This window comes from Nocardia citri, from assembly GCF_054065835.1.
Genome location: NZ_JBSUQM010000001.1, coordinates 70,967 through 85,846, shown reverse-complemented (window position 1 = coordinate 85,846; position 14,880 = coordinate 70,967). Strand labels below are relative to the sequence as shown.

The 14,880-nt window shown below is 64.3% G+C and carries 15 protein-coding genes; 7 read left to right on the top strand and 8 right to left on the bottom strand.

What is annotated here, in order from left to right:
• Nucleotides 1–46: 46 nt before the first annotated feature.
• Both ACW2Q0_RS00400 and ACW2Q0_RS00395 read left to right on the top strand, forming a co-directional pair.
• The gene (locus tag ACW2Q0_RS00400; RefSeq protein WP_457184886.1) at nt 47–484 is read left to right on the top strand and encodes a MarR family winged helix-turn-helix transcriptional regulator; all 438 of its coding nucleotides are present in this window, start codon (nt 47–49) and stop codon (nt 482–484) included.
• 236 nt (nt 485–720) lie between these two features.
• Nucleotides 721–1,242, top strand: a complete 522-nt coding sequence (locus ACW2Q0_RS00395; protein ID WP_457184884.1) for an anthrone oxygenase family protein — start codon at nt 721–723, stop codon at nt 1,240–1,242.
• Between the two features lie 339 nt (nt 1,243–1,581).
• Here the strand turns inward: ACW2Q0_RS00395 and ACW2Q0_RS00390 are convergent, their stop codons facing one another.
• Both ACW2Q0_RS00390 and ACW2Q0_RS00385 read right to left on the bottom strand, forming a co-directional pair.
• Nucleotides 1,582–1,851, bottom strand: a complete 270-nt coding sequence (locus ACW2Q0_RS00390) for a hypothetical protein (RefSeq protein WP_457184882.1) — start codon at nt 1,849–1,851, stop codon at nt 1,582–1,584.
• Between the two features lie 50 nt (nt 1,852–1,901).
• The gene (locus ACW2Q0_RS00385; protein WP_457184880.1) at nt 1,902–2,339 is read right to left on the bottom strand and encodes a hypothetical protein; all 438 of its coding nucleotides are present in this window, start codon (nt 2,337–2,339) and stop codon (nt 1,902–1,904) included.
• Between the two features lie 102 nt (nt 2,340–2,441).
• On the opposite strand from ACW2Q0_RS00385, the gene ACW2Q0_RS00380 reads away from it, so the two are divergent.
• A complete protein-coding gene (locus ACW2Q0_RS00380; protein ID WP_457184878.1) occupies nt 2,442–3,722 on the top strand; it encodes a helix-turn-helix domain-containing protein in 1,281 nt (426 codons plus the stop codon).
• Here ACW2Q0_RS00380 and ACW2Q0_RS00375 read toward each other — a convergent pair.
• Both ACW2Q0_RS00375 and ACW2Q0_RS00370 read right to left on the bottom strand, forming a co-directional pair.
• Nucleotides 3,719–4,027, bottom strand: coding sequence for a putative quinol monooxygenase (locus tag ACW2Q0_RS00375; protein WP_457184876.1), 309 nt, complete (start codon nt 4,025–4,027; stop codon nt 3,719–3,721). The genes ACW2Q0_RS00380 and ACW2Q0_RS00375 overlap by 4 nt on opposite strands.
• A gap of 621 nt (nt 4,028–4,648) precedes the next feature.
• Nucleotides 4,649–5,050 carry a carboxymuconolactone decarboxylase family protein gene (locus ACW2Q0_RS00370; protein WP_457184874.1) on the bottom strand — a complete coding sequence of 134 codons (402 nt, stop codon included), beginning with the start codon at nt 5,048–5,050 and terminating at the stop codon, nt 4,649–4,651.
• Nucleotides 5,051–5,154: 104 nt separating this feature from the next.
• Between ACW2Q0_RS00370 and ACW2Q0_RS00365 the strand changes: the two genes are divergently transcribed.
• Nucleotides 5,155–6,057, top strand: coding sequence for a LysR family transcriptional regulator (locus ACW2Q0_RS00365; RefSeq protein WP_457184872.1), 903 nt, complete (start codon nt 5,155–5,157; stop codon nt 6,055–6,057).
• Between the two features lie 500 nt (nt 6,058–6,557).
• Here ACW2Q0_RS00365 and ACW2Q0_RS00360 read toward each other — a convergent pair whose 3' ends face one another.
• The 3 genes from ACW2Q0_RS00360 to ACW2Q0_RS00350 are packed head-to-tail and all read right to left on the bottom strand — an operon-like array spanning nt 6,558 to nt 7,835.
• The gene (locus tag ACW2Q0_RS00360; RefSeq protein ID WP_457184870.1) at nt 6,558–6,929 is read right to left on the bottom strand and encodes a hypothetical protein; all 372 of its coding nucleotides are present in this window, start codon (nt 6,927–6,929) and stop codon (nt 6,558–6,560) included.
• Between the two features lie 52 nt (nt 6,930–6,981).
• Nucleotides 6,982–7,398 carry a roadblock/LC7 domain-containing protein gene (locus ACW2Q0_RS00355; RefSeq protein ID WP_457184868.1) on the bottom strand — a complete coding sequence of 139 codons (417 nt, stop codon included), beginning with the start codon at nt 7,396–7,398 and terminating at the stop codon, nt 6,982–6,984.
• The gene (locus ACW2Q0_RS00350) at nt 7,395–7,835 is read right to left on the bottom strand and encodes a hypothetical protein (RefSeq protein ID WP_457184866.1); all 441 of its coding nucleotides are present in this window, start codon (nt 7,833–7,835) and stop codon (nt 7,395–7,397) included. The genes ACW2Q0_RS00355 and ACW2Q0_RS00350 overlap by 4 nt, the downstream gene beginning before the upstream one ends.
• 1,093 nt (nt 7,836–8,928) lie before the next feature.
• On the opposite strand from ACW2Q0_RS00350, the gene ACW2Q0_RS00345 reads away from it, so the two are divergent.
• The 3 genes from ACW2Q0_RS00345 to ACW2Q0_RS00335 all read left to right on the top strand — a co-directional run bounded on the left by ACW2Q0_RS00345 (nt 8,929) and on the right by ACW2Q0_RS00335 (nt 14,013).
• Nucleotides 8,929–10,899, top strand: coding sequence for a serine/threonine-protein kinase (locus tag ACW2Q0_RS00345; RefSeq protein WP_457184864.1), 1,971 nt, complete (start codon nt 8,929–8,931; stop codon nt 10,897–10,899).
• 1,375 nt (nt 10,900–12,274) lie between these two features.
• Nucleotides 12,275–13,144, top strand: coding sequence for an EamA family transporter (locus ACW2Q0_RS00340; RefSeq protein ID WP_457184861.1), 870 nt, complete (start codon nt 12,275–12,277; stop codon nt 13,142–13,144).
• Nucleotides 13,145–13,245: 101 nt separating this feature from the next.
• Complete coding sequence (locus ACW2Q0_RS00335) at nt 13,246–14,013, top strand: SDR family NAD(P)-dependent oxidoreductase (protein ID WP_457184859.1); 768 nt, start codon at nt 13,246–13,248, stop codon at nt 14,011–14,013.
• A 169-nt stretch (nt 14,014–14,182) separates the two neighbouring features.
• Here ACW2Q0_RS00335 and ACW2Q0_RS00330 read toward each other — a convergent pair whose 3' ends face one another.
• On the bottom strand, nt 14,183–14,815 hold the full coding sequence (locus tag ACW2Q0_RS00330) for a TetR/AcrR family transcriptional regulator (RefSeq protein ID WP_457184857.1): 633 nt from the start codon (nt 14,813–14,815) through the stop codon (nt 14,183–14,185).
• Nucleotides 14,816–14,880 lie beyond the last annotated feature (65 nt).

The window sequence follows — 14,880 nt, the reverse complement described above, 5'->3', positions numbered from 1 at the left end:
CACAATAGGTTCAATTGAATTAGATTCATATGAATCTAACATACAGGTGTCGAAGTCACACGGGGTCGATCTCCAACTCGGTCTGCTGTTGCGCCAGTCGCATCAACGCGCGGCCGGATCGCTCAACAACGCCCTGTCTGCACTCGGTCTCACCGGTCGGCATTTCGGCGTGATGCTGCTGCTGCGCCGCGACGGCGTCTCGACTCAGCGTGACCTGATCCGACAGATGGGCAGTGATAAGGCGGGCATGGTTCGCACCGTCGAAGACCTCGAAACACTCGGTTACCTGAGCCGAACTCAGTCGACCACCGACAAACGGGTCGCCCACCTCACCCTGACCGACAAAGGAAACCAGGCGTTCGACAACGCCGAACGCCTCGCCGCGAGCGCCACCCAAGAACTTTTCGGCGCATTCACGCCAGTCGAACTGGGGACCCTCGAAACGCTCCTCAGCAGGCTCATGGCATCAGTCGAACGCGACTGACTGTTTCTGTGTCGACGTGCCATCGCGGGCCGGCAGCATCATGACGCCGAAATGCCTCCCGCTCAGCTCGAGTGGAGCCCAGCGCAGCCGCGAGCGTCGCTGCGGCCGGCCCGGCGGTGCGCCTGCCGCGAGTGCAACCCCAATTGCGGATCGACTGATCGCAGACTCCCGCTGGACATCCCGAGTGTGATAGATTCAAATGAATCGAGTTCATTTGAATCTATTTGGGAGTAGTCATGGCCATCTCGACCGAACCGCAACGCCGAACATCGACACCCGTGACCCCATTTGTGCGGATCGCGGCGTTGCTCACCACCGGCATACTCGCCGGCGCGTTTGCCTATGGGCGATTCGTCGTGTTCCCCACCTTCTTCGATGTCCCGACCGATATCCAGCTCAGATTCCGGGTTCCGCTCATGGACCGCAATGCTCCGCTTATGCCGCCTCTCATGGCGGGCGTGCTGATCAGCTGCCTCCTCCTGGTCGCCTTCGCCAAGGGGCGGGAACGGGTGCTTGCCGGACTTGCCAGCGCCTCAGCGCTCGCTTGCATGCTCATTACCTTCTTCGGGAACGTCCCCATCAACACGGAAGTCAAGACGTGGGACCTCGCAGCTCTACCCGCCAACAGCGCTGATCTGCTCGACCGCTGGAATATGTACAACGACCTGCGCTCCATCGCCGCGATCGCTCCGTTCCTACTGATACTGGGCGTGCTGCTCCCAGCGATGGCGCGGACGACCTCAACTCCTGCGCAGTGATTGCGATCTCCGCTGTCCAACCGGCGGTCGCGGCCCTCGGCGCAGTGCCGGTCCGCGAGCTGATGACTCCAGGATGAGGAGCTGTAAGTCGGGCAATCACAACAACTCGCGACCGTGCATCGACTGTGGATGCACGGTCGCCGTGTGTCGCGCGGCGGAGTTTCGAGACTGCGCCCATCCGATCGCAGCGCCCAACGGGATGCGGTACTGCCCATCACGCAGCCGGAGCCCGGACGCTGTATCCGGATTACTGGACTTATTTCTCCAGCTTCTCCAGCGTTATTACCTACTACTCCCGCACCCGATGGGAGAGATCGGAACCGCTTCGAGCGAGGCGCCCTACCGCTCGACATATGCGGCGGGCCGGAGCACCCCCGCGTCGATCAAGGTCCAGACGACCTCATATTTTGCGCCGCATGAGTCGGCGTCGCAGTTGATGCGCGCACGGAATACGCGGCGCGCTTCATCGACGCTGTACGGATAGTCCGGTGCACGGTGGCACGCGTCGCGAGCGATGCGAGCGAGTATTTCGGTGCTGGGGCGCTCCCCGTCGACGTGCACCGGGCGGTCGACGAGGTACGGCAGCAGGTAGAAGAGCACGGCGCCCAACGTCAAAACCCCGGCGACGGTTGCGCATACAATTCCGTTCGTCGACACGGCTAGTCGACCTCCGTGTCGATCGAGATCGGCTCGACGGTGATCACTGCGTACTTGTCGAGTTCGTGGTGGTCATCCAATTCGAATGCGAACGTCTGGCCGACAAACCCGTCATCGTCGACAGGCGCCCATGATCCGTCGTCGCGCTGCAACCAGCCCGCCGGGCGATCGGTTCCGGCGTTGGCGTTGCGGATCGCGACAAGCAGTGCGCCGCTTGCGCGTTCGATAGCGGCGGTGCAGTAGCGGCAAAGTCCGGGGTCCGGCTCGGCATTCTCGTAGATGCAGCGGGGGCAGAGCTTCGCTTTCGGCTCACTGTGCGCCCACTCGCGGACAGCGTTTGCGAATAGTTCAACCACATCGCCCGGTGCGCCGCTGTACGTACCGGGTGGACCGATGAACGGATCGCGCTGCGGCAGTGTTGAATCGGACGATGCGACCATAGGGCCACCCCCGGTAGGTAGACGGTTGATGCGCCCCGCCGCCGAGGATGAGGGCCGACCCGACGACGCGGCGTGTGTAGAACGATGGCGCAGCTTCCGACTGTGAAGTACGAAGGATTTTCGTACTCTTGGCATTACGGACTCGGCACGGCGTTCAATGAAACGGTGGTGACCATGAGCGCGGATCGCGCGGCATTAGCGGCCCGAGTCTGCGAGGCCCGACGACTGGCGGGACTCACGCAAAAAGAACTGGCAGAGAAGGCGAACGTGTCGACGGCGCTCATCCGCTCTGTCGAACAGCGGCGAGCGCCAGCAACGCCCGCGTTTCTCGGTGCCGTGTCGAAAGCCTTGCGGCTGTCGGTGACCGACCTGACCGGGCAACCGTACGTGCCCGCGCCTGGTCCTGACACCGAAGTGCACTCTGCGATCGCCGTGCTTCGTACTGAGCTGGCCGCCTACGACATCGACAATGCTGCTGTGGCCGAGCCTCGCCCCCTTCCACAGCTCACCGCCGAAGTCGACAAAGTATGCAATTGGCGGCGGGCGGCCAACTTCCACAAGCTTGGCGAGTACCTGCCTGGCTTGCTCGGTGAACTGCGCGCCGCTGTACACCGTGCGACCGGCGTCGACCGTGATCACGCTTTAGTGATGCTGTGCGAGCTGTACTACTCCGCGCACTCACTAGCGCATAAGCTCGGCTACTCCGATCTCGCCTCGCTCGCCGTCGATCGAATCGCATGGGCCGCGGCCGAAGCTGACAACCCGCTCTGGAAGGCAACAGCCCAGTTTCAGCGCGCAGCGCTGCTCACTTCTGGCGGTGACTGGACCGCTGCGCTCAGCTTCCTCGAGCGATGCCGCGGCGATATCGAGCCTCGGCTCGGCGTCGGCCGCCGCCACGACCTGATCGCGTGGGGTGGGCTGCACTTGCAATCCGGCTTGGCTGCGTCACGGTCTGGCCGCCGGAGCCTGGCGGACGAGCATCTCGGTGAGGCTCGAGCCATTGCCGAGCGACTTGGCGACGACCGCGATCGGGTCCTCAGCTTCGGCCCGACGAATGTCGGCATATGGTCGGTCGCGTTGGCAGTCGAAGCGATGGACGGCACCGAGGCGCTAAACCGCGCCCGCGCTCTGGTGCTCCCCGCCGACACACCGAAGGAGCGTGCAGGCCATCATTACATCGACCTGTCGCGCGCCTACCTACTTCACGGTGACCGTCGTCGTGCGTTTCACGCGCTGCTTACTGCGAAGTCGATCGCACCGGCGCAGACCCGGTACAACCCGATGGTTCACGAGACCGCTCGAGCGCTTGCTCGCGCTGAGGCCCGGGCCGTCGACAGCGTGCACGGCTTCGCCGTGTGGTGCGGAATTGCGCAGCGACTCTAGACGGGCAGGCCTTTCGCGACGGCCGGGGCCAGGAACTCGACGCGGAATGACTCAACGTACTCGCTGCGCTTGTCCAGGAAACGCCGAGTGTGCGGCTGGCGCTCATGCTCTTCGAACGCATCGCGGTCGCGGTAGACCTCATAGAAGATCCGCGAGAGCGGTTCACCCTCAACGGTGTTAGTGGCATAGACCAGCGTGCCGGGCTCTCGGTCGATGATGCTCTTCACGGTCTCGGCAACGAGCTGGTCGAAGGCGGCGGCCTTGTCTGCGTCGAACATGTCGAACTTCACCACAAGTGCAAACATCGGCCAACCGTACTTCCGCTTCACCCATCCGCGCCAGCGCTCGAACTCCGTAGCAGAAGTCGTCGGTGTGTGGTCCTGGGGCGAGGTCGAACTCATCTTCGGTCAGGTGCGATTGGACGCGCCGCGCTGAGCCCGTGTTCTTCCGTGGGAATGGGTCCCCTTTCGGCTTGGCCGTGCGTGATTCCCCGTGTACGGCAGTAATTTTGGTGGACGCCACCGATGTGGTCGGTGGCGGCTGCTAGGTGAGTAGGGGAAGGGACCACTTCGAAACCGGTTTTGCCATGAGTATGGGTACTGGCGCAGAAACCGTGACGGCGCCGTCGAGGTGTTGCTGTCGGATGCTCGCTGCTGGTAGTGACGGCGGGCGTGAGTTGGTGATCTTGTCCGAAAGTTGTTGCCGCACTTGGTTGTTGTGGTTATCAGCTATGTCCGGAGCGATGGCTACGGCGTCGTCGTGGAGGCTGCTGTTGCCACATCGATGGGTGCGGCGTGGCGGACGTATGCGACCGTGCTGCGGCACGGACCACACGCCGTCCGATCGACATCCTCGCTATAGAACCGCCGAAAGGGGCCCACTGCTGCGTCAATTGTGCAGGTGGGCCCGGTCCGCCCGCATCCAGGTCAAACGTTGCTGACGGGCAACAGGCCGCGCTCGCCGAAGACCTTCTTGGCGACCAGGGTTGCGTTGATGGCGCGCGGGATGCCGCAGTAGACGGCGGCGTGCAGGACTGCCTCGGAGATCTCTACCGGGCTCAGCCCGACGTTCAGGGCCGCGTTGACATGCACCTCCAGTTCGATCTCGCAGCCGCCCAGCGCGGTCAGTACGCCCAAGGTGACCAGTTGACGGTCTCGGGGCGGCAACTCCGGCCGAGAGTACATGTCACCGAAGGCCCAAGCCACCACCTGGTGACCCAGTTCGGGTGAAGTGTCGGCAAGGGCGTCGACAACGCGCTGGCCGGCCTCACCGTCGACCTGTTCCAACACCTTCATGCCGTGCTCGTAGCGATCCTGTTTCGTGGTCATCTCAGGTCCTTTCGATCTCGATGGCTTCAATGCTCGCCCGAAAACACCCAACATTCGCCGATCAGGCATTGCTGGATATAGTTACCATGCCCAGGAGGTATGGAGTGGAGCTACGTTTGCTCGGCTATGTGGTTGCGATCGCCGAGGAAGGCAGCATCAGCGGTGCGGCGCGGCGGCTGAATCTGACCCAGCCGACTCTGAGCCGCCAACTCAACAAGCTGGAGCGACGCGTCGGCACCGAGCTGTTCGCTCGGGAAGGGCGCGGTCTGGTGCCGACGGCAGCAGGGGCAGCGCTGGTCCGGCGCGCCACCATCGTGCTGGCCGAGGCAGAGGCGGCGCTGGAGGATGTCCGGCTCGCCGCCGAGGGCCGCAGTGGGCGGCTGACCGTGACTTTCGCCGGATCCGGCATCAACGGCCCGCTCGGCGCGGTGCTCGGCAGGGTGCGCCGCGAACTCCCCCGCGTGGCACTGCGACTGGAGGAGAGCTTCAGCGACACCGAGATGTCAGCTGGGGTGCTCGACGGCCGTTTCGACATCGCCGTCCAGCGCTTGCCGGTCCGGGATGCACGCCTGACCACCCAGGTCTGGTGGCACGAGCCGATGACTCTCTTCCTGCCCGATGGCCATCCTCTGGCTTACGGCAAGGACCCTGCACCCTTGGAAGCGCTCGGGCAGGTCCCGCTGGTGCTGTGGCCACGGGAGGTCTCTCCCCAGTCCTACGACGAGATCCTCGCGCTTTGCGCCAAAGCCGCTGTCGTACCTCGAATCGGCGCTGAAGGCCGTAGCGTCCAGACTATCCTGGGCTTGGTCGCCGCAGGCTTCGGCGGCGCCGTCATGTCGGACTCGCACCGCGCCCTTCGACGCGTCGGAGTCACCGCACGCCCATTGGCCGGCACTCGCACAACCCTGCACCTGGCCTGGCGCGCCGCCGACCGCAGCCCGATCGTGGCGCGCTTTCGCTCCGTACTCTCCGACATACACACCCCTGCAACGGCACGCGAATCCTGAACACCTCTTGGCCCGTATCCAACGGCACCACATCGACCGGCGGCATCACGGTTTCTGCCGCCAGAACCGGGGAAGGGAGCATTTGGAGCCGGTTTTGCCTCGAGTATTTCCTACCGGGAAACACTCAACGACGTCATCGCTGGGTTCGAAGTGGCGTGGGGATTCCGGACAACGTGAAGGCGATCGCGGAGGCCGCGAACGCGACCGAGGTTCGGTTGAACGATTCGCTCCGCGAATATGCCGAATCCGTGGCTTCGTCGTTGACCCAACCAGGGTCCGCAGTCCCCAGGACAAGCCGCGCGTCGAACGCGGTGGTCCTTATGTGCGGTCGAATTTCTTTGCAGGAGAACAGTTTCGGGATCTCGACGATTGCCGGGAACGGGCTGTGCGGTGGTGTCGGGAGACCGCGGGCATGCGCATCCACGGCACCGCGCGACTACGCCCGTCCGAAGTGTTCGGCACCGCAAGGCGCCGAAGCTCAAACCGTTGCCCGATTGGGATTAGACCTGCAGCTGGTCTTCGATGCTCTTCAGGCGGTGCCTCGCCAACGCGAGGTTGGCGCGGTTGCGGTCCAGGGCGAGGTAGAGGAAGAGGCCGTGGGATTGGCGACCGCTCAACGGGCGGATGAGGTGATACTGGCCCGACAGCGAGATCAGGATGTCCTCGATATCTTGCTGGAGTCCCAACTGGGCGAGAGTGCGTTGTTTGGCGCGGACGATTTCGGTATTGCCCGCCGCGGCGATCTCGAGATCGAGCGCTTTGGAGCCGCCAGCCGTGCCGAGGGCCATTCCGCTTTCATAGTCGACGACGGCGGCCCCGAGCGCGCCGTCGATGGCCATCATTTCTTTCAGCGCCGTATCCATATCGGACATGAGTCATTCCTCTACTGTCGTTCGATTCATCGGGGTTGTGTGGGTACACACGTCAGCTATCGGGAGCGTGTAACTTGGCGATGATCTTGCGTGCCGCGGCACTCAGGCGACCCAGGCTCACCGACTGGGCACTGCCCACCACCAACACCAGGGTGCTGGTCAGAGGGAAGACTCCGAAGCACCCGCGATCGGCTTCGAAGAGTACCGATTGCGATCGTCCGTGCGAGGCTAGTGCGGAGAAGTGGTCGCCGATACTGGCCGCCGCCGCAGCGATCACCGATCCCCGCAGCGAGACTTCATCTTCTTCGCCGTCACTGGAATTGCCCGATGCCACTACGAGGCCGTCACGGCTGGCGACGAAGATGTATTGCGCGTCGTCGATCGACTCGCGCGCCTCGGCCAACAATTTCGCGACGGAGTCGGGGTCGCTGAGCCGTATTTCTTTGCGCTGTGCGTGTTGTTGGTTCATATCCGGACCGCCTGCTCGATATGACGTAGGCGTCGGCGAGCCAAGGCCAGATTTCCTCGCGCGCGATCGAGCACGAGGTACAGGAACAGCTTGTCGCGACGATCGGGAACGGCCGATATGCTATCGAGCCGGCCCTCCAGCGGCATAACGATGTGATACTGCGATCCCAGGGTTACGAGAATGTCTTCGATTGAGTCGTCGAGTTGCAGCGCCTCGATTGCGCGCATCTTCGCCTGTACTACCTCTGCGAGTGCTGCACCGGCGATGTCGAGATCGAGTAGCGAATTCCCACCCTGCTTGCCGACAGTCGAACCGGTATCGCGGTCGACGATCGCGACACCTATAGCTCCGTCCACCGACATTCCGTCGCGCAGAGCATCATTGAGATTCACGCTACCTCTACATATGAAAGATGTCCGAACACCGGCCGAAACCAATGCGGACGGTATCATTCGATCTGTGCGACTACAAGTCATTGTCGGGACAATCGCGCGTGCTGAAAGTGATGCACTTTAGCTGTTAACGCTCCGGCCGGATATCTTTTGGCTATTAGTCAGCGGAAGGCAGTCGAGCCGACGCTTCGGAGCGCCTACGACGCGGCCCTGGCACCCCGGCAACATTTGCTGCTCGCGGTGGTGTGTTCGGCCACTCATGTTGGTCTCATTCATGGCGGACAGACCCGCGATGCCAAGGAACTGGGGCGCGCGCAATCGCGTCGCGCCGTGAACCAAACGGTTGTACCACCGCCGTGGAATCGGTGCCGACCAGCCGTTTGCCACCACCCAGGGCGGGAGATGTTGCCCCAGGGGGTGAAAACGATCTCCACCTATGGTGGCTATCCGGGGCGAGCGCCGGCGGCGAAGATTTTCGTCGAGGCTGCGACCAACGAAGCGGCAGACCTCACACAGCGCGCCGATACCCGAACCAGCTTCTCAGGAGTTCACGAATGCCGTCCACCTCTGTTGCGGATGTTCGCGACCGAGCCGATGCCTACCGCGCTACTTTCTCTGCGAGGAGGGCCGCGAACTGGTCGCGGCGGCGGTGAACTACCGTGCACTCGACCCCGACGCACAGGTGGTGGCCGTCCGGTCACCTTGCCGTCCGGAGGCGATGCCGTATCCGCCCGGACTCGAGTTCCTACGCGCGTTGTTCGGTCGCCCATACGCCGGCGCGATCGCGGTGCCGACCGCATGCCGCGCGCAACATGCAGCGAACCGAATTGGCGAGTCTGTGGAACGAGACGGTGCCGCCATCAGCGGTAAATCACCAGGATTCGCTGGATGTGTCGGCGCGAGAGGCTGTCGATACCCGAGTGGTCGTGCCAGGTCGGTCTACCCCGTTGGACTACAATGGGACGGGGTATAGATCGTGTGGCAACGGGGTCGCACTTTCGCCGAAGGGGCCGAAGTCGCGTCGTCGACCAGTTGGCAAGTCGACAATGTTCAAGCGCCGATTCTCGATTCTGACCAACCTGCGCAGATTACCCACAACGCAGGCGAGGCAGTCGTGAATAACCTACGGCCGCCACTGATGCCAGGGTCGACGTTCGGGAAGTATCGCCTGCGCCGGCTGATCGGCTCCGGCGGGATGGGCCGAGTATTCGAGGCACTCGACACCACCAAGGGCCGGGTGGTCGCGGTGAAAGTGCTGCCCGAACAGTTGGCCGACGACCCGGTCTATCGGGCCCGGTTCCGGCGCGAATCCCACATCGCCGCGCTATTGCAGGAGCCCCACGTCATCCCGATTCACGACTACGGCGAGATCGACGGGCTGCTCTACATCGACATGCGGCTCGTGCACGGCGAAAGCCTCCGCTCGGTGGTGCGCAGCCACGGCCCGCTGCCGCCCGAGCAAGCTGTCTCGGTGATCAGCCAGATCGCAGCCGGACTCGACGCCGCACACCACGACGGCCTGATCCATCGTGACGTCAAGCCGGACAACATTCTGCTCACCCACGACGGGTTCGCCTACCTCGCCGACTTCGGCCTGGCCAACACCAACACCGACGAACGCCTGACCCAGACCGGAGCGGCGATCGGCTCGTTCAACTACATGGCACCCGAACGTTTCCAAGCCGGCCCGACCACCCCGGCTGTCGACGTGTATGCCCTGGCGTGCGTGTTGCACGAATGCCTGACCGGCACCCGCCCGTACTCGACCGACGGCGGCGACGCCGCCGTCATGCGGGCCCACATGGTCGAACTTCCACCCCGAACGAGCAGCTACGCACCGGGAATCCCGGTCTCGATCGACGCTGTCATCGCCCGTGGCATGGCGAAATCGGCCGATGACCGCTACGCCAGCGCCGGCGAACTGGCCGCCGCCGCCCACGCCGCACTGGAATCGTCTACCGGTGACGCCGAAGATAATAGTCCCCTCGCCGTATTCCAATACGATCCCACCGTGGCGGCGCATCCCACACCCCGGGCGACCTCCACACCCGGGGCGAGATCCGTCCCGGCGCCCAGGCGCTGGCCACGCCGCCTCGGGATCGCCGCTGCCGTGGCCGTCGTGGCGGCCGGGGCGGTCGGGGCCTGGCCGCTGCTCCACAAGCCCGCGCCACCGGCCCCAGGGGCGGCGAAAACCGAATTCACCGACGACGACGTCACCCTGCTGAAGCTCCTGCAAGATCCGTACAACCGCAGCATCTGCCACCACACGAACCCACAGGCGATTCTGGGGGAGAAAGCCCATCTCACCTGCGACGAGATTCCCGAAATCCGCGTGCCCAGCGGTGAGTTCTACCTGTTTCCCAACGCCGACGCACTAGGCAAGGCCTATCACGGCATAGCGTTGGAGACCAGCAACTGTCCGGGCTATCCACCCGGCCCCGACGGCCCCGCGACGAGGGCCGGCAGGCAGGTCGGGCGGATGGCCTGCTTCACGAATACCACGACGACACCACCGACTGCGGGGGTGATCCAAACCGACGATGCGGCTATGAGCATGGCGGTCTTCTCCTTCACCGAGTCGGTGGGCGGTAGCGCCGCCTCCTACTCCACAGTGCACGACACGGGCGAGGGGAATTCGCATTTCCGGACCATTCCGAGGGACCCGGACGTGCCCGCCCCTACTCAGGCCGACCGCGACCTGATTGCCAAACTGCCCAAGGCCTACGACCCGCGATACTGTCGACGTGAGCCACCCGAGAGCGATGCGACCGCCGTGGTTCTGTGCTTGGGCAACGAGTCCGGTGCGCCGACAGCAACGTTTTTCCAATTCCCCAACCACGCGACCGCGACCCAGTATTTCGATGGTGTCATAAGGAAGTCCGGTGGGCGCGCGTGCGACGGTGCAACGCTTCCCGAGCAACCCTCGATTCGAAATGGCACGACCGTCGGCCGGGTCACCTGCATCACCGATCCCTCGCCGACGCTCGTTGCGTTGGATCAGAGCAGCGACATCGCCATCCGAGCCGAATCCATCGGTCCCGATTCCCCGTCCAACCGTCCCAAGACCGATCAGGGATTATTCGATTGGTTCAAAAAGAACTCGCTGTAGACGCCGCGTCGGCAAACCAGCGTCGACCGACCACACGCCGATAACTCGCGTCATGCGGACTGGCGAAGTCAACTGATCTTCGATGCCGATGCCGATGCCGATGCCGATGCCGATGCCGATGCCGATGCCGATGCGACGTGCGAACCCGGTCGATCCGGGCGGTGGCTGCTGTCCGTTGCGACCTCAGCGACACCAGCACCAGCCGGCTGAGGCGGGGGCCTGTGGCTCTGGCCATGGATCCTTGGGCTTCGGTTGCTCGCAGGACAACCGTATCCGGCCTCGAAGCCGCTGCGCTCGTGTCACAGTGTGGGTTGCCGGGGTAGCGCAGCCCAGTCCGCCCTGATCCGGGGCTGGGCCGTGACCTTCCGAATGAATCGCGCAGGCGGCTCTGTCCTTCCGCGACCTCGAGAACCCCCCCGCCGCCCGGTCGGGAACCGAGTTAGCAGTCGAAGCGAGGGCACCGAAGCATCGGCGGATGCCCGTGGCCTTGCGAGGCGACATCGAACGACGACGCGGAAGCCGCCGGTAGTGCCGGTAGCGGCAGCGACCCCGACACTCCCAAAACGCTGGGGCCGAACAGCATGAGTCCACCGGTAAGAGTCATCGTCAACAGGATGCGGCGCCGGGTAGGCGAGCACATTCGCCAGCCGGGCGGCCGAGGGATCGATTCGTGACTCCCTGACCGCGACGCAGGCCCGGGACGAGAAGACAGAAACTGAAAAACGAGAGGCATCTGCATCACTTCCCTGGCGCGGTATCGATCACGACGTGCACAAGGGCAATCCTCGTCGGTGAACGGATCGCGCAACACCCACCCCAGGGTGAAAACCCGCACCCTCCCTGACCTGGCCGATCGGATTTCGGTCAACAGGGACACTCCTGCGGTGACCGATTCGGTGGTCACTGCGAACCCCGTACGGGCCCGTGGTCCCCGGTAGGGATGTTGACCGGTCAACACGTGAGAGGGCGGCAGCGATCGTCAGCATGCCGAAAGCACGTGAACCGCCGGATATTGCGCCGAAACGAACGGACGAGCACGGCGACCGGAAGTTCAAGTCCCTCTTCGCCCACAGATACACGGAAAGCCACAGATCAGTCGCGGAACCGGCGATGACTCGAAGCCCGCATCGAAGGCGATAGAAAATCGAATGACAACCTATTCGGCGGTACCTAACATCGGGCGCGTGCACCGATAGCCGACGATTACCCCGCCGCCGCCCTCCTGAGCGAGGTGCGGGACCGCGCGTCCCCCTAGGTATGGGCGCCGCTCATGTGTCGGTTGTGCACCTCGCTTCCGCGACCCCAATCCATTTCTGTCGCAGGAGCGCGAACTCTCATGTCCACATCTATTTCTACGACCAGTCGATCCGGGTTGGTGAGTCTTGTCGGCGCCGGACTTTCAGCGGGCACCGGTGGTCTACTCGGCACCCTGCTGCACCGTGCGACCGGTCTTTCGCCGGTATCCGTCGCCGCCTGCCGACTAGCCGTCGGCGGGCTGCTGCTGATCGCCTTGCTGACCGTGACGCGACGGCCATTGCCGCGAAGCACCGCGGCCTGGCAGCGGATCGCTGCGGTCGCGGTCCTCGTCGCGATCATCCAGGCCAGCTATTTCGGTGCGGTCGCGGCATCGTCGGTGAGTCTGGCGACGCTGATCACCCTCGGCATGTCCCCGGTGGTCGTGTCACTGCTGGAACATCTGACCCGCAGGCGGATCCTGGATCGTCGGCGTGCGACGACAATCGGCATCGCGGTATTCGGGGTGATCCTGTTGGTCGGCGCGCCCGCCGACGATACGGCGGTCGGCGCGCTATTCGCCGGTGCGGCAATAGCATTGGTGTCCGCCTGTGCTTTCGCGACCTTGACGCTGATCAGTGCCCGTCCGGTGCCCGGACTCGACGCGATCACGACAGCAGGATTCGCTGTCACCGGTGGCGCCGTGCTGTTGCTGCCGCTCGCCGCGATATCCGGGCTCACCTTCCAGCCGACTCCGCACCGCGTTGTGCTGGTAATCGTGTTCGGGCTGATATCCACCGCAATGCCATACACGCTGTACCTGCGCGGTCTCGCCGATGTCGGTGCGGGCACAGCCGCGGTGCTCGCGCTCCTCGAACCGCTGACCGCCGCGATACTGGCCGCCGCCATGCTAGGTGAACGACTGACACCGTCCGGTCTGGTCGGCGCCGCATTTCTGACCGCCGCACTCGTCCACGCCAGCCTTCAGCCGCAAACCGGCGACAAGCAGTAGCGCCGGGTTCAGCGGTTCGGCACTCGGAGTTCGGAGCTTGACGTTGATCGGTTCCGCCAGAACCTGTTGACTCCTAATGAGAACCTGTTCTAATTCTTGGCATGCGTAGATTTGACGGCCGCCGAGTGTTGGTCACCGGAGCAGGATCGGGTATCGGGCAGGGGATCGCCCTGCGGCTGCTCGATGAGGGGGCGACATTGGTCGCCGCCGATATCGATGCGGACGGTCTGGAAAGCACCGCGGCGAAGGCGGGTGACGCGGCCGAGCGCCTGCGCACCGTGCAGGTGAATATCGCCGATATCGAGTCGGTGCGCACCGGGACGGGCGAGGCGGTCGAATTCCTCGGCGGACTGGATGTGCTGGTGAACGCGGCGGGCATTCTGCGGTCCGCGCGCACCGAGGAGATGCCGCTCGAGGTTTGGAACCAGGTGATCGGGGTCAATCTCACCGGCACCTTCCTGATGACCCAGAGTGCGTTGCCCGCGCTGTTGGAGTCCGGCCACGGCGTCGTGGTGAATCTCTCCTCGACCGCGGCCTTCAGTGCGGCGCCCTATCTGGCGTCGTATGCGGCATCGAAGGGCGGGGTGAACGCCTTCACGCACGCGATCGCACTGGAGTACGCCAAGCAGGGGTTGCGCGCAGTGAATATCGTGCCCGCGGGCATCACCAGTGGGATCACCACCAAATCCATCCTCGATCAGCCGGAGGGCTTCGATCCGACGCTGTTCTCGCGCCTGACCGGCTGGCTCAACGGCGGTGCGCTGGGCACTCCGGAGGATATCGCCGGTGTGGTCGCCATGGTCGCCTCCGATGACGGTCGCTATATGACCGGCAGCGAGATCCGCATCGACGGTGGTGCCCTGATGTAGTCATGGGTCGGGCGACGAGCAGGCGATGCGGAACCGGCGGATTCGGCAGTTGTCGATGGTCGACGGTGCAACCCGCGCCTTCGAGTCCTCGAGCAGTATCGAAAGCCCTGCGCCGCCACCGGATCCGATATCCGCGACCGTCGCACCCGCGCCGATCCCGGCGGCGTCGTCAGCTGAAGTCGGAGGCGTTCGGTCCGGTGGCCAAACCCCGCTCGACGCCCGCGAGGGCCCGCTGAATCGCCTTGTCCCGCGCGGCATCGTCGAGGTCGTCGAGTACGCCATCGATGATCAGCGACGCCATGCCGTGCACGGTTGACCAGGCGGCGTATTCGGCGTCCGGTCGGTCCGCGGGATCGAGGAAGCCGACGTCGACGAGTTCGTCCAGAACGGTGGCCAGCAGATCGAACGCGGGCGATGGCCGCTGGTCGCCGCAGAAGGCGGTGCGAAACAGGCCGGGTTCGCGCAGCGCGAAGCTGATGTAGCCCCGGCCCACCGCGCCGAGCCGAGTGATCGCGTCCGCCTGCGGCGCCAGGCTCGCCATCGTCTCGGCCATTGCGCCGAACAGGGTGTGCTGGGCCTGTTCCTGCGCCGCGTTGAGCAACTCCTCGTGATTGGTGAAGTGCCGATAGGCCGCGGTCGGCGTGACGCCGACATGCCGGGCCACCGCGCGCACGGTCACCGCCTCCGGCCCGCCGGTTTCGGCGAGTTCGGCGGCCGCGCGTACCAGGGCATTGCGCAGGTCGCCGTGGTGGTACGGGCCGCCGCGGCTGGCGCGCTTCGTTGTGGTTTTCGAATCTGTCATCGCATCAATGTTGACACCCGCACACATCGCGTGGCAAGTTAACACTCATAAAGTTTACGCATGAC